Annotated in this window: 1 protein-coding gene and 1 pseudogene; both read right to left on the bottom strand. The window is 76.7% G+C overall.

Going from position 1 to position 25,823, the window contains the following annotated elements:
* Positions 1 to 32 precede the first annotated feature (32 nt).
* Positions 33 to 11,213, bottom strand: a pseudogene (locus DER29_RS14430) (type I polyketide synthase); the annotation flags it as partial.
* Between the two features lie 41 nt (positions 11,214 to 11,254).
* Complete coding sequence (locus tag DER29_RS14425; RefSeq protein ID WP_121397800.1) at positions 11,255 to 25,816, bottom strand: type I polyketide synthase; 14,562 nt, start codon at positions 25,814 to 25,816, stop codon at positions 11,255 to 11,257.
* Positions 25,817 to 25,823 lie beyond the last annotated feature (7 nt).

Below are 25,823 nucleotides of genomic sequence, written 5' to 3'. Positions count from 1 at the left end.
ACTCGGCATGCCGATGTCGTTGCGGCTGGTGGTCACGACGTCTCCAGCTCGCGGTCGATCAGGTCGAAGATGTTCTCGGCGGTGGCCGACTCCAGGTCGTCGTCGCCGTCCGCGTCCGCCTGCCGCTCGGTCAGCCGGCCCAGCAGGCCGTGCAGCCGGTCGGTGATGCGGCGGAACTCGTCGTCGGTCGGGTCGAGCCCGACGAGCGCCGCCTCCAGCCGGTCGAGTTCCCGGCCCGCCGTCGACGGCTCGCCCGCCGGGGTCGCCGGGGCGAACTGCCCGGCCAGGTGGGCGGCCAGCGCCTCGGGCGTCGGGTTGTCGAAGACCAGCGTCGCCGGCAGCCGCAGCCCGGTGGCCGCGCCGAGCCGGTTGCGCAGCTCGACGGCGGTGAGCGAGTCGAAGCCGAGTTCGCGGAACGCGCGGGTCGGCTCGATGCCGCCCGGGTCGCCGTGGCCGAGGACGACCGCCACGTGCGACAGCACCAAGTCGCGCAGGGCGCGTACCCGCTTGTCGTCGGGCAGGGCGCGCAGCGTCTCGGCGTACGCCTGCCCGTCGGCGGCCTCGCCGGCCGCGGCCCGACGGCCGGCGGCGCGGACCAGGTTCGCCAGCAGCGGGTGCACGGGCGCCCCGGGCGCCGCCACCCCGGTCATGATCTTTGCGGGCATCAGCGTCGCCCGCTCGGAGCGCCAGGCCGCGTCGAACAGGGCGAGGCCCTCGTCGTTGGACAGCGCGGCCATGCCGCCCCGGTCGAGCCGGCGGATGTCGGCCGAGTCGAGGTGCCCCGTCATGCCGCTGGCCTGGGCCCAGCGGCCCCAGGCCAGCGCGACCGCCGGCAGGCCGAGGGCCCGCCGGTGCTCGGCGAGGGCGTCGAGGAACGCGTTTCCGGCGGCGTAGTTGCCCTGGCCGGGGCCGCCGAACACGCCGGCGGCGGCGGAGAAGAGCACGAACGCGGTCAGCTCGTGGCCGAGGGTCGCCCGGTGCAGGTTCCAGGCCACGTCGACCTTGGGCCGCAGCACCGCGTCGAGACGGTCGGGGGTGAGCGACTCGACGGTGGCGTCGTCGAGGACGCCGGCGGCGTGCACGACGGCGCGCAGCGGGTGCCGCCTGTCCACCATGGACAGCACGTCCGTCACGGCGTCCGGGTCGGCCAGGTCGGCGGCGACGATCGACACGTCCGCGCCGAGCGCCTTGAGGTCGGCGAGCAGCTCGTCGGCGCCCTCGGCGTCCGGGCCGCGCCGGCTGACCAGGAGCAGCTGCCGGGCGTGGTGCGCGGTGACCAGGTGGCGGCAGAGCAGCGCCCCGAGGGTGCCGGTCGCCCCGGAGACCAGGACCGTGCCGTCGAGCCGGGGCACCTGCGGGACGCTCAGGGCGAGTTTGCCGACGTGCCGGGCCTGGCTGAGGAAGCGGAACGCCTCGGGAGCGCGCCGGACGTCCCAGGTGCGCCGGGGCAGCGGCCGCAGCGCCCCGCCGGCGAAGAGCGCCATCAGCTCGCCCAGCATCGCGCCGATCTTCTCCGGGCCGGCCTCGATGAGGTCGAAGACCTGGTAGCTCACGCCGGGGTGCGCGGCGGCGACCCGCGCCGGGTCCCGCTTGTCGGTCTTGCCCATCTCGACGAACCGGCCGCCCTCGGCGAGCAGCCGCAGCGACGCGTCGACGTACTCGCCGCTGAGCGCGTTGAGCACCACGTCGACGCCCCGCCCGCCGGTGCGGTGGGCGAACTCCCCGGCGAAGTCGAGGCTGCGGGAGGAGGCGAGGTGCGCGTCGTCGAAGCCGTTGGCGCGCAGCGCCGGCCACTTGCCGGGGCTGGCCGTGCCGTAGACCTCCGCGCCGAGGTGGCGGGCGATCTGCACGGCGGCCATGCCGACGCCGCCGGCCGCCGCGTGGACGAGCACGGACTCCCCGGCGCGCAGCCGGGCCAGCTCGACCAGGCCGTACCAGGCGGTCAGGAAGACCACGGGCACGGCGGCGGCGTCGGTGTACGACCAGCCGTCGGGGATGCGGGTGAGCAGCCGGCGGTCGGTGACCGCGGCCGAGGAGAACGAGCCGGAGAAGATGCCCATCACCCGGTCGCCGGGGGCGAGGTCGGTGACCCCCGGCCCGACGCCGAGCACCACGCCGGCGCCCTCGTTGCCCAGCACCTCCTGGTCGGGAACCATGCCGAGGGCCAGCACCACGTCGCGGAAGTTCAGCCCGGAGGCGCGCATCCCGACCAGGACGTGGCCCGCCGGCAGTTCCCCGGTCGCTGCGGGGGCGGGCAGCAGGGCCAGGTTCTCCAGCGTGCCCTTCTCGGTGACGTCGAGGCGCCACGGCACCTCGTCGGCGGGCAGCGGCAGCACCCCGGCGTCGCGCGCCCGGGCCAGCCGGGGCACCAGCGGCGCGCCGTCGCGGACCGCGAGCTGCGGCTCGCCGGAGGCGACGGCCGCCGGGACCGCCGCCAGGGAGGCGGCGGCGTCGTCGGTGTCGAGCAGCGTGAACCGGCCGGGGTGCTCGGACTGCGCGGAGCGCACCAGGCCCCACATGCTCGCCCGGGCCAGGTCGCGCGGGGCCTCGCCCGGGGCGGCGCCGACCGCCCCCCGGGTGTGCAGGACCAGCCGGGCCCCCTCCAGCCGGGGCTCGCCCAACCACTGCTGCACCAGCGCGAGCGCGTCGCGGGCCGCGTCGTGCGCGGCCGCGCCGGCCCGCTCCGGGTCCGGCTCCGCGCCGGAGCGAAGGTCCAGCACCACGTCGGGTACGTCCCCGGCCTCCGCGACCAGTGCGGCCAGGTCGGCGTGGGCCCGCACCTGGTGCCCGGCCGCGGTGAGCGCTCCGGCGAGGCCGAGGGTGTCGTCGCCGAGCAGCGCCCAGCGGGCGTCCCCCGCCGGCGCGTCGGTGCGCGGCAGCGGCGTCCAGTCCAGGTGGAACACCGACGTGCGGCGCAGGGCGGCGGCCTCGTCGGCCCGGCCTGCGGCGACCGGGCGGAAGGTCAGCGACTCGACGGTGGCGACCGGCTGGCCGGCGGTGTCGGCGAGCGTGACCGCGACCGTGTCCGGGCCGAGCGACCGCAGCCGCGCCCGCAGCCGGGTGGCGCCGTGGGCGTGCAGGGCGACCGCGCGGAAGGCGAACGGCATCCAGCCCGTCCCGGAGGCGTCCGCCGGGTCGCCGAGCAGGGCGGTGATCCCGCTGGCCTGGAGGGCCGCGTCGAACAGGGCCGGGTGCAGCCCGAAGCGGGACGCGTCGGCGCTCGCCTCCTCGGGGAGGGCCACCTCGGCGTAGACCTCGTCGTCGCCGCGCCACACCCGGCGCAGGCCACGGAAGGCGGGGCCGTAGCCGAGGCCGCCCTCGGCCATCTCGGCGTACCAGGCGTCCAGGTCGGCGTCGACCTCGACGGCGTCGGCCGGCGGCCACTGCGCCGGTACGACCGTCGGGGCGGGCAGCTGCGGCAGCAGCAGGCCCTCGGCGTGCCGGGTCCACTCGGCGTCGGCGGCCTCCTCGGGGCGGGAGTGCACGGTGACGCTCCGCTCGCCGGTGTCGCCGGGCGGGCCCACGCGTACCTGCACCTGCACCGCGCCGGCCGGCGGGAGCACCAGCGGGTTGATCAGCGTCAGGTCGCCCACCTGGCCGGCGTCGACCTCGTCGCCGGCCCGGACCACCATGTCGACGAGGCCGGTGCCGGGGACGATCACCGTCCCGCCGACGGCGTGGTCGGCCAGCCACGGGTGGGTACGCACCGACAGCCGACCGGTCAGCACCACCGTCTGGTCGTCGGCGACGGGCACGGCCGCGCTGAGCAGGGGGTGGTCGGTGTCCTGGAGGCCGGCGGAGCCGACGTCGCGTACCCGGTGCGCGGGCGCCTCCAGCCAGAAGCGTCCCCGCTCGAAGGCGTACGTGGGCAGCGCGACGGTGCCGGTCGGGGCCAGGACGGCCGTCAGGTCGACGGGCAGGCCGATCGCGTGGGCGGTCGCGAGGTTCGTCAGCAGCCGCGTCGCGTCGTCGTCACCCCGCCGCAGGCTGCCCAGGGTGTGGCCGGTCGCGCCGGTGTCGTCGAGGATCGCCGTCACCGGCATGGTCAGCACCGGGTGCGGGCTGATCTCCACGAACGTGGTGTGCCCCGCCTCGACGGCGACGCGGACGGCCGGGTCGAACCGCACGGTCTGGCGCAGGTTCTCGTACCAGTAGTCCGCCGTCATCGACGCCGGGTCGACCCAGTCACCGGTCAACGTCGACACCAGCCGGACGTGCCCCTGTCGGGGGGTGACGTCGGCCAGGTCGACGCGCAACCGCTCCGCGACCTCCTGCACCGCCGCCGAGTGCGACGCGTAGTCCACCGGGATCAACCGCGCCCGCACACCCTCGGCCTGACACGCCTCGACGAGGTCCGCGACCGGCTGCGGCGGCCCGGACACCACCACGGTCGACGGGCCGTTGACGGCCGCGACACCCACGCCCGGGAACTCCCCCAGACGCTCGGCGACCGCGTCGGCGGAGAGGTCGATCGACGCCATGGTGCCGGTGCCGCGCAGCACCGTCAGCGCCCGGGAGCGCAGGGCGACGGCCTTCGCCGCGTCCTCCAGGGACAGGATGCCGGCCACGCACGCCGCACCGATCTCGCCCTGCGAGTGACCGATCACCGCCTGCGGGGTCACCCCCGCGTGCTGCCACACCGCCGCCAACGCCATGCCCACGGCCCACAGCACCGGCTGCACGACCTCGACCCGCGCCAACCACGACTCGTCGTCGCCCGTTAACACCGACACCAGGTCCACGTCCAGGTACGGCGCCAGGGCCCGCTGACACTCGGCCAGCTTCGCGTCGAACACCGGCGTACGACCCACCAGACCGGCGGCCATCCGCGCCGACTGCGCACCCTGACCCGGGAACACGAACACCGGGCCAGCGCCGTGGGGCGAGGCCGTGCCGGCGACCACGTTGCCGGCCGGCGACCCCGACGCCAGGGCGTCGAGCCCCGCCAGCAGGTCCTCGACAGTCGACCCGACCACGGCGGCCCGCTGGTCGAACACCGACCGCGTCGTGGCCAGCGACCAGCCCACCGCCGCCGGATCCACCTCGCCGCGCTCGCGCACGAACTCCGCCAGGCGGGCCGCCTGGCCGGACAGGGCGCCCTTCGAGCGCGCCGACACCGGCCACACCACGACGTCCGACGCCATCAGGCCCGGCCCGGACACCGCCGGGGCCACCGCCTCCGGCTCGTCGGGCAGCTCGATGATCACGTGGGCGTTCGTGCCGGACATGCCGAACGACGACACGGCCGCCCGACGCGGCCGGTCCACCGCCGGCCACGGCCGCGACTCCGTCGCCAGTTCCACGGCGCCGGAGGTCCAGTCGATGTGCGGGGACGGTTCGTCCACGTGCAGCGTCGCCGGGACGCGGCCGTGCCGCATCGCCAGCACCATCTTGATCACACCCGCCACGCCCGAGGCGGCCTGCGTGTGCCCGATGTTCGACTTGATCGAGCCGAGCAGCAGCGGCTCGTGCCCGTCGCGGCCCTGCCCGTACGTGGCGAGCAGCGCCTGCGCCTCGATCGGGTCGCCGAGCGTCGTGCCCGTCCCGTGCGCCTCCACCACGTCCACGTCCGTCGTGCCCAGTCGGGCACCCGCGAGGGCGTGCCGGATCACCCGCTGCTGGGACGGCCCGTTCGGCGCCGTCAGGCCGTTCGACGCGCCGTCCTGGTTGACCGCGCTGCCCCGCACGACCGCGAGGACCTCGTGGCCGTTGCGCCGCGCGTCCGACAGCCGCTCCACGAGCAGCACGCCGACGCCCTCGCCCCAGCCCGTGCCGTCGGCGGCCGACGCGAACGCCTTGCACCGGCCGTCGGCGGCCAGGCCGCGCTGCCGGGAGAACTCGAAGAAGGTGCCGGGGGTGGCCATGACCGTGACGCCGCCGGCGAGGGCGAGGTCGCACTCGCCGCGCCGCAGCGACTGCACCGCCAGGTGCAACGCCACGAGCGACGACGAACACGCCGTGTCCACCGACACCGCCGGCCCCTCCAACCCCAACGCGTACGCCACCCGACCCGACACCACACTGGCGGCGTTGCCCGTGGCCCCGAACCCTTCGGCCTGCTCCCCCGCAGCCATGAGCAGGGCCCCATAGTCCTGACCATTCGTGCCCACGAACACCCCTGTTCGCGAACCCCGAAGAACCCCAGGCTCAACCCCTGCCCGCTCGACCGCCTCCCACGAAACCTCCAGCAGCAACCGCTGCTGCGGGTCCATCGCCGCCGCCTCGCGGGGCGAGATCCCGAAGAAGCCCGGGTCGAACTCCGCCGCCCCGTGCAGGAAGCCGCCCTTGTCGGCGTAGGTGGTGCCGGGGTTGGCCGGGTCGGGGTCGTAGAGCCGGTCGAGGTCCCAGCCCCGGTCGGTCGGGAAGTCGCCGATGGCGTCGACCCCGTCGGCGACGAGGCGCCACAGCCGCTCGGGGTCGTCGACGCCGCCGGGGTAGCGGCAGGCCATGGCGACGATGGCCACCGGCTCGTCGTCGTCGACGGCGGCCGGGGCGGCGACGTGGGCCGACCCTGCGTCGGCGTCGGCGCCGAAGAGGCCGGCGAGCAGGAGCCGGGCCAGCACGACCGGGGTGGGGTGGTCGAAGACCAGGGTGGTGGGCAGCGCCTGCCCGGTGGCGGCGACGAGCCGGTTGCGTAGCTCCACGGCGGTCAGCGAGTCGAAGCCGAGGTCACGGAACGCGGTGGTCGCCGGGATGGCCGCGGCCCCGCCGTCGTGGCCGAGCACGTCGGCGGCGAGTTCCCGGACCAGGTCGGCGACGGCCTCCTCACGCCGCGCCGGGGCCAGTCCGGCGAGGCGCCGGCGCAGGGTCGCCGCCGGCCCCTCGTCGCCGTCGTCGACCGCGACGCCGCCGTCGAGGGCGGCCCGTGCCTCCGGTACGCCCTCCAGCAGCGGCCGGCGGCGGGCGGAGGCGTACGCGGGGGCGAACCGGGACCAGTCCACGTCGGCCACCGTCACGGTGACGTCGTCGTGGTCGAGGGCCTGCTGCAACGCGCCCATGGCCACGGTCGGGTCCATGGCGGGCAGGCCCCGGCGGCGCAGGTTGCGCTCGGCGTCCGCCGCGTGCATGCCGCCGTCGGACCAGGGTCCCCAGGCGATGGCGGTGCCGGCCCGGCCCTCGGCCCGCCGCCGCTGCACCAGCGCGTCCAGGTAGGCGTTGCCGGCCGCGTACCCGGCCTGCCCGCCGCTGCCCCAGGTGGCGGCGATGGACGAGTAGACGACGAAGGCGTCCAGTTCCCGGTCGGCGAGGAGGTCGGCGAGGTGGGCGGCGCCGGCGGTCTTGCCGACGGTGACCTCGGCCAGCTCGGCGGGGGTGACCTCCGCCAGCGGGGTGGCCTGCGCGATGCCGGCGGTGTGCAGGACGGTGCGCACCGGCGGGCCGTCGGCCTCGATCCGGTCGAGCAGCTCGGCGAGGGCGGCCCGGTCGGCGATGTCGCAGGCGGCGACGGTGACCCGGGCCCCGAGGCCGGTCAGCTCGGCCTCCAGCTCGGTTGCGCCGGGGGCGTCGGGTCCGCGCCGGCTGACCAGCACGACGTGTTCGGCTCCGGCGGCGGCGAGCCAGCGGGCGGCGCGGGCACCGAGTCCGCCGGTGCCGCCGGTGATCAGGGCCGTGCCGGTGGGCGTGAACCGGCGCGCCGGCGGGCGGTCGCCGAGGGCGGCGCGGACGAGGCGGCGGGCGAAGACGCCGGGGCCGCGTACCGCGAGCTGGTCCTCGCCGGTCGATCCGGTGAGGATCGCGGCGAGCCGGGTGGCGGCCCGGTCGTCGGGCTCCGGCGGCAGGTCGATCAGGCCGCCCCAGCGGTGCGGTGCCTCGACGCCGACCACCCGGCCGAGGCCCCAGATCGCGGCCTGGGCCGGATCGGTGAGCCGGTCGTACGAGGCGGCGGCGACCGCGCCCCGGGTGACCAGCCACAGCGGCGCGTCCAGGCCGGCGTCGCCGAGCGCCTGCACGAGCGCGAGGGTGGCGGTCAGGCCGGGCAGGACGGCGCCGTCGGTGGCGGGCGGCTCTGCGGCGAGCAGGGAGACGACGCCGGCGGGGTCGGTGCCGGCGAGGGACGCCGCGAGGCCGGCCCGGTCGGCGTCCGGCTCGACGGTCAGCGGCAGCACGTCGGCGCCGGCACCGGTCAGCGCGGCCCGGACGGTCCGCGCCGCCGGGTCGTCGGCGCCGCCGGCGGGCAGGGCCAGCAGCCAGGTGCCGCCCAGCCGGGCGGGGGTGGGTTCGCCGGTCACCTGCCAGTCGGCCCGGTAGCGCCAGCCGTCGAGCACCGAGTGTTCCTGCCGCTGCCGCCGCCAGTCGGCGAGGACGGGCAGCAGGGTACGCAGCGACTCGGCGGCGGCGGAGTCGGTGACGGCGAGGGTGTCCCGCAGCGCGTCGAGGTCGGCGCGTTCGACGGCCGCCCAGAACCGCTGGTCGAGCACGCCGGTCCCGCTGGCGGTGGCCTCGTCGGCGGGTGCCTCGGCCGGCACCCAGTAGTGCTGCCGCTCGAACGGGTAGGTGGGCAGGCCGACGAGCCGCCCAGGCCGGTCGGCGAAAAGGTCCGCCCAGCGCACCGGGGTGCCGGCGACGTGGAGCTGGGCGAGGGCGGCGAGCAGGGCGCGGCGGTCCGGGCGGTCCCGGCGCAGCACCGGCACCACCACGGCGGAGGCGGCGTCGCCGGCCTCGGCCCCGGCGAGGGTCTGCTCGATGCTGGCGGTGAGGACGGCGTCGGGACCGACCTCCACGAAGGTGCCGACGCCGTGGGCGCGCAGGGTGCGCACGCCGTCGGCGAAGCGGACCGCCTCCCGGACGTGGCGCACCCAGTAACCGGGGTCGGTGAGCTGCGCCGGGTCGGCCAGCTCGCCGGTCAGGTTGGACACCACCGGCAGGGTGGGGGCGCGCAGGTCGAGGCCGGCGGCGACGGCGGCGAAATCGGCGAGCATCGGCTCCATCAGCGGGCTGTGGAAGGCGTGGCTGACCCGCAGCCGCCGCACCTTCACCCCCCGGCCGGTCCAGAGTTCGGCCAGCTCGTCGATGGCCGCGCCGTCGCCGGAGACGACGACGGCGACGGGGCCGTTGACGGCGGCGACGGCGACGCGGTCGGTCAGCGCGGCGATCGACTCGGCGACGCGGGCCTCGTCGGCGGCGACGGCGAGCATCGCGCCGCCGGCGGGCAGCGCCTGCATGAGCCGGCCCCGGGCGGCGACGAGGGCGCAGGCGTCGTCGAGGGTGAGCACGCCGGCGACGTGGGCGGCGGTCAGCTCGCCGACGGAGTGCCCGGCGACCATGTCGGGGGCCAGTCCCCAGGAGCCGAGCAGCCGGTGCAGCGCCACCTCGACGGCGAACAGGGCGGCCTGGGTGAAGGCGGTCTGGTCGAGCAGCGCGGCCTCGTCGGTGCCGGGCTCGGCGTGCAGCAGCGGCTTCAGCGGGCGGGGCAGCCGGTGGTCGAGGTGGGCGCAGACCTCGTCGAGGGCCTCGGCGAAGACCGGGTACGTCTCGTACAGTTCCCGGCCGGCGCCGGCGCGCTGGGCGCCCTGGCCGGAGAAGAGGAACGCGACCCCGCCGCGTTCGGCGGCGGCGCCGGTGACCAGGCCGGGGGCGGGCCGGTCCTCGGCGAGGGCGTGCAGGGCGGCGAGCAGTCCGTCGCGATCGTCGGCGAGGACGACCGCGCGGTGTTCCAGGGGCGAGCGGGAGACCACCGAGGTCCAGGCGACGTCGGCCGGGCACAGGTCCGCGTCGTCGGCGACGTACCGCGACCAGCGCTCGGCCTGGCGGCGCAGCGCGGTGCGGGTGCGGCCGGTGAGCAGCACCGGCGCGGGCGCGGGCGCCTCCGGCCGGTCGGCCTCGGCGCGGGCCGGCTCGGGCTGTTCGAGGATGAGGTGGGTGTTGGTGCCGCTCATGCCGAAGGAGGACACGGCGGCGCGGCGCGGCCGGTCCACGGCCGGCCACGGCGTGGCCTCGGTGACCAGGGTGACCGCGCCGGCGGACCAGTCCACGTGCGGGGTGGGCTCGTCGACGTGCAGGGTGGCCGGCACGATCCCGTGCCGCATCGCCTCCACCATCTTGATCACCCCGGCGATGCCGGCGGCGGCCTGGGTGTGGCCGATGTTGGACTTGATGGAGCCGAGCAGCAGCGGCGCGGCGTCGCCGCGCTCCCGGCCGTACGTGGCGAGCAGGGCCTGGGCCTCGATCGGGTCGCCGAGGGTGGTGCCGGTGCCGTGCGCCTCGACGACGTCGACCAGGTCGGGGGTGAGCTTCGCGCCGGCCAGGGCCTGCCGGATGACCCGCTGCTGGGACGGGCCGTTGGGGGCGGTGAGCCCGTTGGACGCGCCGTCCTGGTTCACCGCGGAGCTGCGGATGATCCCGACCACGGGGTGGCCGTTGCGGCGGGCGTCGCTGAGCCGTTCCAGCAGCAGCATGCCGACGCCCTCGGACCAGCCGGTGCCGTCGGCGGACGCGGCGAACGACTTGCACCGGCCGTCGGCGGCGAGACCACGCTGCCGGGAGAACTCGACGAACGGGCCGGGGGTGGCCAGCACGGTCGCCCCGCCGGCCAGGGCGAGGCCGCACTCGCGCTGGCGCAGCGCCTGGCAGGCGAGGTGGATGGCGACCGACGCCGACGAGCAGGCGGTGTCCACGGTGACCGTGGGGCCCTCCAGCCCGAACGTGTACGCCAGCCGGCCGGAGACCACGCTGGCGGCGGTGCCGGTCAGCACGTACCCCTCGACGCCGGGCGCCCGGTGCAGCACGGCGGCGTAGTCCTGGCCGGAGGTGCCGACGAAGACGCCGGAGCGGCTGCCGCGCAGCGACAGCGGGGCGATGCCGGCCCGCTCGAACAGCTCCCAGGTGACCTCCAGCAGCAGCCGCTGCTGCGGGTCCATGGCGACCGCCTCGCGCGGCGAGATACCGAACAGCGCGGCGTCGAACTGCCCCGCGTCGTGCAGGAACCCACCGGAGGTGGTGTACGAGGTGCCGGCGTTGTCCGGGTCGGCGTGGTAGAGCCGCTCCAGGTCCCAGCCCCGGTCGGTGGGGAAGTCGCCGATGGCGTCCCCGCCGGACGACACGAACTCCCACAGCTGTTCGGGCGAGGTGATGCCGCCCGGGTAGCGGCAGCTCATCGCCACGATCGCCACCGGCTCGGACTCCTCGGCGGTGACCTCGCGCAGCCGTTGGCGGGTCTGCTGAAGTTCGGCGACGACCCGCGTCAGGTACTCGCGCAGCCGCTCTTCGTCCGCCATGACATCTCGCTTTCTCGTGACACCACAGGTCCCCGGGCTGCTCAGGAGAGCCCGAGGTCCTGGTCGATGAGGTCGAACAGCTCCTGGTTGCTGGCCACCCGCAGCCGGTCCGCCACCTCGGCGGTCTCCTCCCGGCGTTCCTCGACCGTGCCGAGCCGTTCGAGCAGGCTGTGCAGCCGCATCGTGATGCGCACCCGGCCGATGTCGTCCGGGTCGCGCAGCGCGAGGGCGCTCTCCAACTGGTCCAGTTCCGCCAGCGTCGGCAGCGCCTCCACCGACGCCTCGCTGAGCAGTTCGGCCCGCAGGTGTTCGGCCAATGCCTGCGGGGTCGGGTAGTCGAACACCACCGAGCTGGGCAGGCTCAGTCCGGTCGAGCGGGCCAGCCGGCCCCGCAGCTCCACGGCGGTGAGCGAGTCGAAGCCGAGGTCCCGGAAGGGCCGGCCGGCCTCCACCGCGTACGGGCTGTCGTGGCCGATGACCTCGCCCGCGGCGGTGCGGATGAGGTCCACCAGCAGCCGCGCCTGTTCGGCCTGCGACAGCTCGCCGAGCCGCTTTCGCAGTTCGCCGGCGACCTGGTCGCCGTCCTCGGCGTCGGTCCGTGCCGCCGCGGCCTGGGCGGCCACCTCGGCGATCTCGCTGATCAGCGGCCGGGGCCGGGCGGAGGCGAACACCGGCGCGAAGCGGTCCCAGTCAATGTCGGCGACGGTGAGGGCGGTGTCGTCGCCGTCGAGGCCGGCGCGCAGGGCGGCCATCGCCGGTTCCCGGTCCAGCAGGGACACCCCGCGCCGGCTCATCGCCGCCGCGTGCGCGTCGGTCACCATGCCGCCGCCGGCCCACGGTCCCCAGTTCACCGAGAGGTGCCGGGGACCCCCGGCCGGCCGGGACTGCGCCCAGGCGTCCAGGAAGGCGTTGCCGGCGGCGTACGCCCCGTGGTCGCCGACGCCCCAGACGGCGGCGATGGAGGAGAAGTGCACGACCAGGTCGAGCGGCTCCGGGTCGAGGAACTCGTCCAGGTGGCGGGCGCCGGCGATCTTGCCGGAGACGACGTCGGCGAGTTCCTCCCCGGTCACCGCGGCGACCGGGTTGAGCCGGCCCACCCCGGCGGCGTGCACCACCGCGTGCACGGTCTCGCCGTCGGCGCGCAGGGAGCGCACCAGGTCCGCGACCGCGTCCCGGTCAGCCAGGTCGCACGCCAGCACCCGCGCCTCGGCGCCGAGGGCGGCCAGTTCCGCCACCGCCTCGTCGGCCCCGGGGGCCGCCGCGCCGCGCCGGCTGACCAGCAGCAGTCGCCGCGCGCCGTGCCGGGCGAACCAGCCGGCGGCGTACCGGCCGACGGCGCCGGTGCCGCCGGTGACCAGGACGGTGTCCGGCGCCTGCCAGTCGGCCGGCGCCTCGGCGCGGGGCGCGCGGGCCAGCCGGCGCAGGTACGTCCCGGAGTCGCGCACCGCGAGCTGGTCCTCGTGCCCGGCGGCGGTGAGCGCCGCCAGGACGTGCTCGGCGGCGGCCGGGGTCAGGGTCTCGGGCAGGTCCAGCAGGCCACCGAAGTGCCGGGGGTGTTCCAGCGCGGTCACCAGGCCGAGGCCCCACGTGGTGGCCTGGGCGGGGCGGGCGACGGGGTCGCCGTCGGCGGTGCTGACGGCCTGCCGGGTGAGCAGCCACAGCGGCACCGGGGGCAGGGCGTCCGTGACCGCCTGCACCAGTGCGAGGTTCGCGGTCAGGCCCAGGGGCACGGCGGGCCGCTCGGGCTGCGGACGCTCGTCGAGGGCGAGCAGCGACACGATCCGGGTCGGCGCGGCGCCGGCCAGCTGCGCGGCGAGCGCCGTGCGGTCGGTCGTGGCCGGGTCGACGGCGAGCTGCCGCACGGTGCCGCCCCGGGCGGTGACGAGCTCGGCGAGCCGGTCGACGACCGGCTGGTCCGTGCCGCTGTGGACCAGGGTCCACGTGCCGTCGACGGCGCCTGCGGCGAGTGCCTGCGGACGCCAGGTGATCCGGTACCGCCAGCCGCCGGCGAGGGCGTCCTCCTGCTGCTGGTGCCGCCACCGGGCCAGGTCCGGCAGCAGTTCCCGCAGCGGGCGGTCCGCGTCGAGGCCGAGCCGGTCGGCGAGCGCGTCGCCGTCGCCCGACGCCACGGCCCGCCAGAACGCCGAGTCGACGTCGTCGTGGGTGGCGGCGGGCGTGTGCGCCGTCGTCGCCGCGAGGGTCGGCCAGAACCGCTGGTGGTCGAACGCGTACGTGGGCAGGTCCACGGGGCCGGCGCCGGGCAGCAGCCGCGACCAGCCTACGGCCACGCCGTGGCAGTGCAGTCGGGCCACCGCGCCGAGCAGGGTGGCCACCTCGTCCTGGCCGGGCCGCTGCACGCCGGTCACGATGACCGGGGCGTCGGCCGGCAGCGCGTCGGCGGTCAGGGCGGTCAGCACGGTGTCCGGCCCGATCTCCAGGAACCGGGTCACCCCGTTGGCGTGCAGGTGGGTGACGGTGTCGGCGAAGCGGACCGCCTCGCGGACGTGCCGGACCCAGTAGTCGGGGGTGCAGAGCTGGTCGGCGTCGATCACCGCGCCGGTCAGGTTCGACACCAGCGGCACCGTCGGCGGGGCGTACTCCAGGGTCGCCGCCACGGCCGCGAACTCGGCGAGCATCGGCTCCATGAGCGGGCTGTGGAAGGCGTGGCTGACCCGCAGCCGCTTCGTGCGCACCCCGAGGTCGGCGAAGTGGGCGGCCAGCCCGGTCAGCGCGTCCTCGGCGCCGGCGACGACGACGGCGGCCGGCCCGTTCACGGCGGCGACGGCGACCTGTCCCGCCGTGCCGTCCAGGGCGCGCAGCACGTCGACCTCGGGCGCGGCGACGGCGAGCATCCCGCCACCGGCGGGCAGGGCCTGCATCAGCCGGCCCCGGTTGCCGACGAGCGCGCAGGCGTCGGCCAGGTCGAGCACCCCGGCGACGTGGGCCGCGCTGATCTCCCCGACGGAGTGCCCGGCCACGAAGTCGGGCCGGATCCCCCAGTGTTCGAGCAGCCGGAACAGCGCCACCTCGACGGCGAAGAGTCCCGCCTGGGTGAAGGCCGTCTGGTCGAGCAGGTCGGCCTCGGCGGTGCCGGGCTCGGCGAACAGCACCGGCCGCAGCGGTCGCGGCAGGTACGCGTCCAGGTGCTGACACGCCTCGTCGAAGGTCGCCGCGAAGACGGGGAACGTCTCGTACAGGCGGCGGCCCATTCCGGCGTGCTGGGCGCCCTGGCCGGAGAAGAGCGCCGCCAGCGCGCCGCCCGGCTCGGCGACGCCCCGGGTGAGCCCGGGGTGGTCCTGCCCGGCGGCGAGGGCCCGCAGGCCGGCGAGGGCCGCGTCGGCGTCCGCGGCGAGCAGCACCGCGCGGTGCCGCAGCGGGGACCGTCCGGTGGCCAGTCCCCGGGCCACGTCGGCGGCGGGCGTCGCGGTGCGCGGCAGCCAGTCGGCCAGCCGTGCCGCCTGCGCCCGCAAGCTGTCGGCGGTGTCGGCCGAGACGACCCAGGGCAGCACCGGCGGCCCGTCGGCCGGCCGGGACGTGCCGGCGTCGGCCGGCGGCGCGGCGGGCGCCTGTTCGAGGATGACGTGCACGTTGGTGCCGCTGACCCCGAACGACGACACGCCCGCCCGGCGCGGCCGGTCCACCTCCGGCCACGGCTGCGCCTCGGTCAGCAGCGCGACCGCGCCCGCCGACCAGTCCACGTGCGGCGACGGCTCGTCCACGTGCAGGGTGGGCGGCAGCAGGTCGTGCTGGAGCGCCAGCACCATCTTGATCACGCCGGAGACGCCGGCGGCGGCCTGGGTGTGGCCGATGTTCGACTTGACCGAGCCGAGCCAGAGCGGCCGGTCGGCGGGCCGGTCCCGCCCGTACGTGGCCAGCAGCGCCTGCGCCTCGATGGGGTCGCCGAGCCGGGTGCCGGTGCCGTGCCCGTCGACGGCGTCCACGTCGGCGGCGGTCAGGCGCGCGTTGGCCAGCGCCTGGCTGATCACCCGCTCCTGGGCGGGGCCGTTGGGCGCGGTCAGTCCGTTGCTGGCGCCGTCCTGGTTCATCGCCGAGCCGCGCACGACGGCCAGGATCCGCCGGCCGTCGCGCTGGGCGTCGGAGAGCCGCTGCAACATCAGCAGGCCCACGCCCTCGCCCCAGCCGGTGCCGTCGGCGGCCCCGGCGAACGACTTGCACCGGCCGTCGAGGGCCAGCCCGCGCTGCCGGGCGAACTCCAGGAACGGCCCGGGGGTGGCCATCACCGTCACGCCGCCGGCGACCGCGACGTCGCACTCGCCCTGCCGCAGGGACTGGCAGGCCAGGTGCAGCGCCACCAGCGACGACGAGCAGGCGGTGTCGACGCTGACGGCGGGGCCCTGCAACCCGAAGTGGTACGCGAGCCGACCGCTGATGACGGCGGCGACGTTGCCGGTGGCCTGGTAGCCCTCGGTCTCGACCCGGGCGGCCATCAGCAGCGTCGCGTAGTCCTGGCCGTTGGTGCCGACGAAGACGCCGGTGTTGGTCTCCCGCATGTCGGCCGGCGCGGTGCCGGACCGCTCGAACAGCTCCCAGGCGCTCTCCAGCAGCACCCGCTGCTGCGGGTCCATCACCATCGCCTCGCGCGGGGAGATGCCGAACAGGGCGGCGTCGAAGCCGGCGGCGTCGGTGAGGAAGCCGCCCTCCCGCACGTACGAGGTGCCGGGCCGGTCGGGGTCGGGGTGGTAGATCGCCTCCAGGTCCCAGCCCCGGTCGGTCGGGAACTCCGCGATCCCGTCCCGGCCCTCGGCGACCAGTCGCCACAGGTCCTCGGGACCGGCGACGCCGCCGGGGTAGCGGCAGCTCATCGAGACGATGGCGATCGGCTCGTCCAGCGCGGTGGCGGCCCGCACGGGCGCGGTCGCCGGGGTGTCGTCGCCGGTGAGCCGGGTCGCCAGGTGCTCGGCGAGGGCTTCGGGCGTCGGGCGGTCGAAGACCAGGGTCGCCGGCAGGTTCAGCCCCACCGCCTCGGCGAGCCGGTTGCGCATTTCGACGGCGCTGAGCGAGTCGAAGCCGATCTCCCGGAACGACCGGTCCGCCGCCAACGCCTGCGGCGAGGACAGGCGCAGCACCGCCGCCGCGTGGACCCGGACGAGGTCGAGCAGGACGCGGCGCCGTTCCGGTGCGGCGAGTCCCGCCAGCCGGCCGCGCAGGGGCGAGGCCGCGTCGGTCGTGTCGTCGCGCTGCCCGGCGGCGAGCAGCCGGGCCACCTCCGGGACGTCGGCGATCAGCGGCCGGGGGCGGGCCAGCGCGTAGGTCTGGAGGAACCGGTCCCAGGCGATGTCCGCCACGGTGAGCGTGGTGTCGCCGTGGTCGAGCGCCTCGGCCAGGACAGAGACCGCGAGGTCGGGACGCATGGCCCGTACGCCCGAGCGGAACATCTGGTCGGCGGCGCCCTCGGCGTCGACCATGCCGCCGCCGTCCCAGGCGCCCCAGGCGACGGCGGTAGCGGCCCGGCCGCGCCGTCGCCGGTCCTCGGCGAGCGCGTCGAGGAAGGCGTTGGCCGCGGCGTAGCCGCCCTGGTGCCCGCCGCCCCAGACGCCGGCCCCGGAGGAGAAGAGCACGAACGCCGACAGGTCGTCGCCGCACACCTCGTCGAGATTGACCGCGCCGGCCACCTTGGCCCGCAGGGCGTCCGCGAGTTCGGCCACGTCGGTGGCCGCGATCGGCCCGGCGTGGGCGACCCCGGCGGTGTGGAACACGGCCCCGACGCGGGTGCCCTGCCCGGCGAGCCGCTCGACGAGGGCCCGCACGGCGTCGCGGTCGGCGACGTCGCAGGCGGCCACGGTGACGGTGGCGCCGGCGGCGCGCAGTTCGCCGGCCAGCTCGTCGGCGCCGGGCGTGGCGGGGCCCTGGCGGCCGGTCAGCACCAGCTCGCCGACGCCCTCGCGGGCCAGCCAGCGCGCCACCTGGGCCCCGATCGACCCGAGGCCGCCGGTGACCAGGACGGCGCCGCTTCCGGGACGCCAGTCGCCGGTCGCCGTCCGGTCGGTGCGGGCCCGGACCAGTCGCCGGGCGAACACCCCGGAGGGGCGCAGCGCCAGCTGGTCCTCGGCGTCGACGCCGGCCAGCACCGCCACGAGCCGGGCCCGGTCCCGCGGGTCCGGCTCGGTGGGCAGGTCCACGAGGCCGCCCCAGCGGTCCGGGTGCTCCAGGGCGACCACCCGGCCGAGCCCCCAGAGCATCGCCTGGCGGGGCCGGTCGAGCGGGTCGGCCCGGCCGGTGGAGACCGCGCCGGCGGTGGCGCACCACAGCGGGGCGGTGACACCGGCGTCGCCGAGGGCCTGGACCAGGGCGTACGTGCCGGCGAGGCCCGCCGGCACCACCGGGTGGGTCGGGTGCGGCGCGTCGTCCAGGCCGAGCAGGGAGAGCACGCCGGCGACGGCCCCGGGGGCGACGCCGGTACGGGCCAGCCGGTCGGTCAGCGCCTGCCGGTCCGGGTCCGTCACGTCGATCCGGACGACCTCTGCCCCGCCCTCGGTGAGGGCCCGGGCGGCGCCGTCGACCAGGGGCTGCTCGGCGCCGGCGGCCGGCACCAGCAGCAGCCAGGCGCCGGAGAGGGTGGCCTCCGGCGCGACCGTGACCGGCTTCCAGGTCACCCGGTACCGCCACGAGTCCACCGTGGACTCGTCGCGGCGGCGGCGGCGCCACGAGGAGAGCAGCGGCAGCGCGGGGTCGAGGGACCGGGCCGCCGTCTCGTCGATCCGCATCGCGGCGGCCAACGCCTGCGGGTCGGCGCGCTCCACGGCCTCCCAGAAGTGCCGGTCCGTCTCGTCGGCCCCGGCGAGGGCGGGGCCGGTCGCCACCGGCGCCTGCGGCCAGTAGCGCTGGCGCTGGAAGGCGTACGTCGGCAGCTGCACCGGCGGGCCGGTGCGGGCGCCCAGGATCGCCGTCCAGTCCACGGGCACGCCGTGGACGTGCAGCCCGGCGAGGACGGTCAGCATCCGGAGCCAACCGCCGGCGTCGGTGTCGGCGGCGGCCACCACGACGGCGTCGGCGACGTGCGCGATCTCCCGCATCCCGGCGGCGAGCACGGGCGCGGGGGCGGCCTCGACGAGGATCTGGTGGCCCTCGTCGAGCAGGGCGCGTACGACCGGGTCGACGTCGACGCCGTCGGCCAGTCCCCGGTACCAGCGGGCGACGTCGAGGCCGTCGGTGTCGACCCGTCCGCCGGTCGCCGCCGAGTACAGCGGCAGCTCGGCCGCCCGGAGGGTGACCCCGGTCAGCGCGTCCGGGTCCACCTCGGTCCGGCTGCCGAGGGCGATCGTTTTCGCCGCGTCCGCCAGCGACAGCGCGCCGGCCACGCAGGCGGCCGCGACCTCGCCGTGGGCGTGCCCGACCACGGCGGCGGGCCGGACGCCGAGCGAACGCCACCAGCGGGCCAGCGAGACCGCCACGGCCCACCGGACGGGGTGCGTCACCCCGGGGTCGGCCGGGGTCGGGGCGCCGTCCGCGCCGCGCAGCACGGCGGTGAGCGACCAGTCCACGTGGGGTGCGAGGGCCGCCTCGCACTCGGCGATCGCGGCGGCGAACTCCGGCGACCGGTCCAGTAGCTCGACCGCCGTGGCGGGCCACGGGTCGCCGTGGCCGGGGAAGACGAGGACCGGGTCGCCGCCGCGCAGCGCGGTGCCGGTGACCGTGGCGGGGGTGGCCTCGCCGAGCTGGAACGACTCCAGTGCCCGCGTCAGGCCCACGGTGTCGCGGCCGAGGACGACGGCGCGGTGTCCGAACGCGGCCCGGGTGGTGACCAGGGCGTGGGCGACGTCGGCCGGTTCCAGCTCCGGGTGCGCCGCCAGGTGCGCGCCCAGCCGGGCCGCCTGGTCGCGCAGCGCCGGGGCGTCCACGGCGGAGAGCACCAGGGGTACGACGCCGGCGCGCGGACGGTCGGCGGCGCGCCCGTCGGCCGCCTCGGCGGGCGGCTGCTCGATGATCACATGGGCGTTGGTGCCGGAGATCCCGAACGACGACACCGCCGCCCGACGCGGCCGGTCCACCTGCGGCCACGGCGTCGCCTCGGTCGCGAGGGCCACCGCCCCGGAGGCCCAGTCCACATGCGGCGACGCCTCGTCCACGTGCAGCGTCGGCGGCACCAGGCCGTGCCGCATCGCCAGCACCATCTTGATCACACCGGCCACACCGGCGGCGGCCTGCGTGTGCCCGATGTTCGACTTCACCGACCCGAGCAGCAGCGGCCGGTCCTGCGGACGCTCCTGCCCGTACGTCGCCAACAACGCCTGCGCCTCGATCGGGTCGCCGAGCGTCGTGCCCGTGCCGTGCGCCTCGACCGCGTCCACGTCGGCGGCGGTCAGGCGGGCGTTCGCGAGGGCCTGCCGGATCACGCGCTGCTGCGACGGGCCGTTCGGGGCGGTCAGGCCGTTCGACGCGCCGTCCTGGTTCACGGCCGTGCCGCGCAGGACGGCGTGGATCCGCCGGCCCTCCCGCTGGGCGTCGGAGAGCCGCTGCACGAGCAGCACGCCGACGCCCTCGGACCAGCCGGTGCCGTCGGCGGAGGCGGCGAACGACTTGCACCGGCCGTCCTGGGAAAGGCCCCGCTGCCGCGAGAACTCGATGAACGTGCCCGGCGTCGCCATCACCGTCACGCCACCGGCCAACGCCAGATCGCACTCACCGCTGCGCAACGCCTGCGCGGCAAGGTGCAGCGCCACCAGCGACGACGAGCAGGCGGTGTCGACGGTGACCGCCGGGCCCTCCAGGCCGAAGGTGTACGCGACCCGGCCGGACAGGACGCTGCCCGAGTTGCCGGTCCCGACGTAGCCCTCCACCTCGTCGGCCAGCTCCATCAGCTGCGAGGCGTAGTCGTGGTACATGACCCCGGCGAAGACACCGGTCCGGCTGCCCCGCAGCCGCTGCGGATCGAGACCGGCCGACTCGAACGTCTCCCACGACGCCTCCAGCAGCAGCCGCTGCTGCGGGTCCATCGCCAGGGCCTCACGCGGCGAGATCCCGAAGAACCCGGGGTCGAACTCGGCGGCACCGTAGAGGAAGCCGCCGTGCCGCGTGTACGAGGTGCCGGGGTGGTCGGGGTCGGGGTCGAACAGGCTCTCCAGGTCCCAGCCGCGGTCGGTCGGGAACTCCCCGATGCCCTCGCCGCCGGCAGCCAGCAGCGCCCAGAGCTGATCGGGCGTCTCGACGCCTCCCGGGTAGCGGCAGGCCATCCCGACGATGGCGAGCGGCTCGTCGGCCCGGGTCGTGGTCCGCGCGCCCGGCGCGGCGGGGCCGCCGGCGGCGCCGGCCAGTTCGGCGTGCACGTGTGCGGCGAGCGCCTGGGGCGTCGGGTAGTCGAAGACCAGCGTCGAGGGCAGCCGCAGGCCGGTGGCCGCGTTGACGCGGTTGCGCAGGTCCACGGCCGTCAGCGAGTCGAAGCCCAACTCGCGGAACGCCCGGTCGGCCGGCACGGCCTCGGCGCCGCCGTGCCCGAGCACCTGCGCGACGAGGCCGCGCACCAGCACGTCGATCTGGGCGCGCGCCTCGTCGGCGGTCAGGCCGCTGATGCGGGTCGCCCAGGTGGTGCCCTGTCCCGCCTGGCGGCGGGTCGTGGTCGTGCCGACCAGGTTGCGGAGCATCGGCGGCACCAGGCCGGCGCCGGCGGCGGCCCGGAGGGCGGCCAGGTCGATCACGGCCGGCACCAGGGCGGGGCGGTCGGCGGTCAGCGCCGCGTCGAACAGCCGCAGTCCGGTCTCGGCGCTCATCGCGGTGAGGCCGCCCCGGGTCGATCGCGCCCGGTCCGCCTCGTCGAGGGACGCGGCCATGCCGGGGGTGTCCCACATGCCCCACGCCAGGCTGACCGCCGGCAACCCCAGCTGCCGCCGGTACACCGCCAACCCGTCGAGGAACGCGTTGCCCGCCGCGTACGCCGACTGACCCGGCGAACCCAACACACCCGCCACCGACGAGAACACCACGAACAGATCCAGGTCGAGCGATGCCGTCGCCTCGTGCAGCAGCCAACCCGCCGACACCTTCGGCGCCAACACCGCACCGAGCCGCTCGACGGTCAGCCCCTCCACGACACCGTCGTCCAGGACACCGGCCGTGTGCACCACACCCGCCAGCCGACCCCCCGCGGAAACCTCGGCCACCAACGCGCCGACCTGGTCCCGGTCCGTCACGTCACACGCGACCACCCGCACCGACGCACCCAACGCCGACAACCGCTGCGACAACTCACCCGCACCCGCGGCCTCCGGGCCACGCCGCGACACCAGCACCAGCGACCGCACCCCGTACGCCGACACCAGATGCTCCGCCACCAACGCACCCAACGCACCCGTGCCACCGGTCACCAACACCGCACCGTCACCCACGACCGGCATCTCCACCGCCGACGGGGCGACCGCGCGCACCAGACGCGGCACGAACACCGAACCCGACCGCACCGCCACCTGACCGCCGAACGCCACCGGCTCCTCAGCCACCACAGCCAGCACACCCAACAGACCGGCGTCCACGTCACCGGCGACATCCGCCAGGACGATACGACCCGGATGCTCCGACTGCGCCGAGCGCAGCAGACCCCACACCGCCGCACCCGCCAGATCCGAAACCCGGTCGTCAGCGGCAACCGAGACCGCACCCCGCGTCACCACCACCAACCGCGAATCCGCCAACGCCTCCGCCGCCAGCCAGGACCGCACCGTCGCCAGCACGTGCGACGTCGCCGCGCGTACCGCCTCGGGGTCGTTGTCGTGGCCGGCGTCCGCCGCGTCCGCGTGCTCGGATCGCTGCGCGCCGCCCGCCGGCACCAGCAGCAGGCGCGGCGTCACGTCCGACGCCGCCGTCACCGCCTCGACGTCGGCGTACGCCGGTAGGTCGACGGCGGCCGGCGAGCCCACCAGCGCCCACCCGGAGGCCTCGCCGGTCGGGGTGACCTCCTGGGCCTGCCAGGCGACCTCGAACAAAGACCGGGCCGCCTCGCCCGGGGACGACACCCCGGTCAGCTCCCGCAGCGCCAGCGAGTCGACCGACACCACGGCCGCACCCGACTCGTCGCACGCGACCAGCCGCACCGCCGAGCCCGCGCGCGTCAGCCGCACCCGCAGCACCCGCGCGCCCGAGGCGTGCACCTGCACGCCCTCGAACGCGAACGGCACCCGCGGCGCGCCCGACTCCTCGCCACCCGGCAGCAGGCCGATCGGGTGCAGGGCGGCGTCCAGCAGGGCCGGGTGCACCCCGAATCCCGCCGCGTCGCCCGCCACCTCGTCCGGCAACGCCACCTCGGCGAACACCTCGTCGCCGCCGGTCGTCCACACCCGGCGCAGCCCCCGGAACACCGGCCCGTACGCCAGGCCGCGCTCCGCCAGCGCCGGATACCAGCCCGCCACGTCCACCTCGGACGCGCCGGCCGGCGGCCACTCCCCCAGGCCCGGCTCGTCGGCCGACGCCGGCTCCAGCACGCCCTCCGCGTGCCGGACCCACTCCGGGTCGACGGCCTCCTCCGGCTGGGAGTGCACGGTCACCGACCGGGTGCCCGCCTCGTCGGCCGCGCCGACGCGCACCTGCACCCGCACCGCGCCGACCTCCGGCAGCACCAGCGGCGCCGCCACGGTCAGCTCCCGCACCCGCGACGCGCCCACCTCGTCGCCCGCCCGCACCGCCAGCTCCACCAGTGCGGCGCCCGGCACGATCACCACGCCGGAGACCGAGTGGTCGGCGAGCCACGCGTGGGTCGACGTGGACAGGCGGCCGGTCAGCACCACCATGTCCTCGCCGGCCACCGAGACGGCCGCGCCGAGCAGCGGGTGCCCGGCCGCGCCGAGGCCGGCCCCGGAGACGTCCGTCCAGCGGCCCGCCGGCTCCAGCCAGTAGCGCTGGTGCTGGAAGGCGTACGTCGGCAGGTCCAGGTGCCGGCCGCCGGCCCGGTCGAGCAGGTCGGCCCAGCCGACGGTCACGCCGTGCACGTGCAGCAGCGCGAGGGCCTCCAGGAGGGCCTGCGGCTCGGGCCGGTCGTGGCGCGACACCGGGGCCAGCAGGGGCTCGGTCTCGTCCTCCGCCCGCTCGGCGAGGCAGTTCTGCGCCATGGCGGTCAGGACGCCGTTCGGCCCCACCTCCAGGTAGGTGTCGACCTCCTCGGCGCGCAGGCAGTCGACGGCGTCGGCGAAGCGCACCGTGCCGCGTACGTGGCGCACCCAGTAGCCCGGGTCGCAGAGCTGGTCGGCGTCGGCGATCCGGCCGGTCAGGTTCGACACCACCGGGATCGTCGGCGGCCGATACGTCAGCTGATCGGCGACGGCCGCGAACTCGGCGAGCATCGGGTCCATCCGCGCGCTGTGGAACGCGTGGCTGACCCGCAGCCGGCGGGTCTGCACGCCCCGCTCGGACCACACCCGCTGCACCTCGTCGAGGGCCTCGACGTCGCCCGCCACCACCACGGCGGCGGGACCGTTCACGGCGGCCACGTCGAGCCGGCCGGTCAGCCCCGCCAGGGAGGCGGCCACCGCGGCCTCGTCGGCCGCCACGGCGAGCATGCCGCCGCCCGCCGGCAGGGCCTGCATGAGCCGGCCGCGCGCCGCGACCAGCGCGCACGCGTCGGCCAGGGACAGCACCCCGGCCACGTGCGCCGCCGCGATCTCGCCGATGGAGTGCCCGGCCACCAGGTCCGGCGCGACGCCGAGCGACTCGACGAGCCGGAACAGCGCCACCTCGACGGCGAAGAGCCCCGCCTGGGTGAAGACCGTCTGGTCCAGCAGCTCCGCCTCCGGCGTGCCCGCCGCGGCGAACAGCACCTCGCGCAGCGCGCGCGGCAGCAGCGGGTCGAGGTGCCCGCACACCTCGTCGAGGGCGGCGGCGAAGACCGGGAAGGCCCCGTACAGCTCGCGGCCCATGCCGGCGCGCTGCGCGCCCTGACCGGAGAAGAGGAAGGCCACCCGGCCGCGCGGGGCGGACGCCCCGGTGGTCACGGTGCCGTTCGGCTCGCCGGCGGCGAGGGCCCGCAGCGCGGCGAGCAGGTCGCCCACGTCGCCGGCCAGGACGACCGCGCGGTGTTCGAGCCCGGCGCGGTTGACCGAGGAGAGCGCGACGTCCACCGGGCGGAGGTCGTCGACGCGGGCGAGGTGGTCGGCCCAGCGCCCGGCCTGCCCGGCGAGCGCCTCGGGCGTACGGGCGGAGAGGAACACCGGGGCGAGCGGAAGCGTCACCGGGGCGTCGGCGACGGGCGCGGCCCCGTCCGTGGACGGGGCGTCGTCGACGGGCACCTCCTCCAGGATGACGTGCGCGTTCGTACCGCTGATGCCGAACGACGACACGGCGGCCCGGCGCGGCCGGTCGGTGGCCGACCACGGGCGCGCCTCGGTCAGCAGCGAGACCTGCCCGGCGGACCAGTCGATGTGCGGGGACGGCTCGTCGACGTGCAGGGTGGCGGGCATGGTGCGGTGCCGGATCGCCTCGATCATCTTGATCAGACCGGCGGCGCCCGCGGCGGCCTGGGTGTGCCCCAGGTTCGACTTGACCGAGCCCAGCCAGAGCGGCCCGCCGTCGCCCCGGTCCTGCCCGTACGTGGCCAGCAGCGCCTGCGCCTCGATCGGGTCGCCCAGCGTGGTGCCGGTGCCGTGGGCCTCGACCACGTCGACGTCGGCCGGCGAGAGCCGGGCGTTCGCGAGGGCCTGCCGGATCACCCGCTCCTGCGACGGGCCGTTGGGTGCGGTGAGCCCGCTGCTGGCGCCGTCCTGGTTGACGGCGCTGCCCCGGACCACGGCGAGGATGCGCCGGCCGTCGCGGCGGGCATCGGAGAGCCGCTGCAACAGCAGCACGCCGACGCCCTCGGACCAGCCGGTGCCGTCGGCGGCGGCGGCGAACGACTTGCACCGGCCGTCCGAGGCGAGGCCCCGCTGGCGGGAGAAGTCGGCGAAGGTGCCCGGGGTGGACATCACCGTCACGCCACCGGCGAGCGCGAAGTCGCAGTCGCGCTGGCGCAGCGCCTGCGTGGCCAGGTGCACGGCGACCAGCGACGACGAGCACGCCGTGTCCACCGTGACCGCCGGGCCCTCCAGCCCGAAGGTGTACGCCACCCGCCCCGACACGACGCTGCCGGAGTTGCCGGTGCCGATGTAGCCCTCGACGCCCTCGGGCAGGTCCAGCACCCGCGACGCGTAGTCGTGGTACATCACCCCGGCGAAGACGCCGGTCCGGCTGCCGCGCAGCCGCTGCGGGTCGATGCCGGCGTGTTCGAACGCCTCCCAGGAGGTCTCCAGCAGCAGCCGCTGGTGGGGGTCCATCGCCAGGGCCTCGCGGGGGCTGATGCCGAAGAAGCCCGGGTCGAACTGCGGCGCGTCGTAGAGGAAGCCGCCCTGGTTGCTGGTCGACGTGCCCGGGTTGTCCGGGTCGACGTGGAAGAGCCGCTCCAGGTCCCAGCCCCGGTCGGTCGGGAAGTCACCCACCCCGTCGCCGCCCCGGTCGACGAGGTCCCACAGCTCCGCCGGGCTGGAGACGCCGCCCGGGAACCGGCACGCCATCCCGATGACGGCCATCGGCTCGCGGTCCTTGGCCTCCACCTCGCGCACCCGCCGGCGCGCGTCGCGCAGGTCGGCAGTCGCACGCCGGAGGTAGTCGAGGAACTCTGCCTCAGTGGGCATCGGGCCA

This window comes from Micromonospora sp. M71_S20 (assembly GCF_003664255.1).
Taxonomy (GTDB): domain Bacteria; phylum Actinomycetota; class Actinomycetes; order Mycobacteriales; family Micromonosporaceae; genus Micromonospora.
The sequence above is the reverse complement of the archived record's forward strand: the minus strand, read 5'-3'. Positions and strand labels throughout refer to the sequence as shown.